The sequence below is a fragment of the Pseudoalteromonas sp. SIMBA_162 genome (assembly GCF_046535955.1).
Lineage (GTDB): Bacteria > Pseudomonadota > Gammaproteobacteria > Enterobacterales > Alteromonadaceae > Pseudoalteromonas > Pseudoalteromonas marina.
In genome coordinates this window covers 1-237 of record NZ_JAWJBQ010001185.1, presented here as the reverse complement: position 1 = coordinate 237, position 237 = coordinate 1, and the positions used below count along the sequence as shown (strand labels likewise).

Below are 237 nucleotides of genomic sequence, written 5' to 3'. Positions count from 1 at the left end.
GCGGGCGTAGTAGCCGGTGCGCGATGCCACTTGCTTGGAAATCACCTTCTCGGCGCTTTTCAGCACGTCCGGGAACGAGAACCAGCGCGGCTCACCGATGGCCCGGAACATCGGGTTGGTGTTGAACTGCATGATCTGCCGCACCGAGTGACGCAGTGCCTTGGACGGGATGGTACCCAGGTGCGTGCAGTTGCCACCGACTTGGCGACGGTCATCGACCATCGCTACCTTGCGCCC

General features: G+C 62.9%; 1 pseudogene. It reads right to left on the bottom strand.

What is annotated here, in order from left to right:
- A pseudogene (locus R0J88_RS23425) lies at positions 1-237 on the bottom strand (NAD(P)(+) transhydrogenase); the annotation flags it as partial.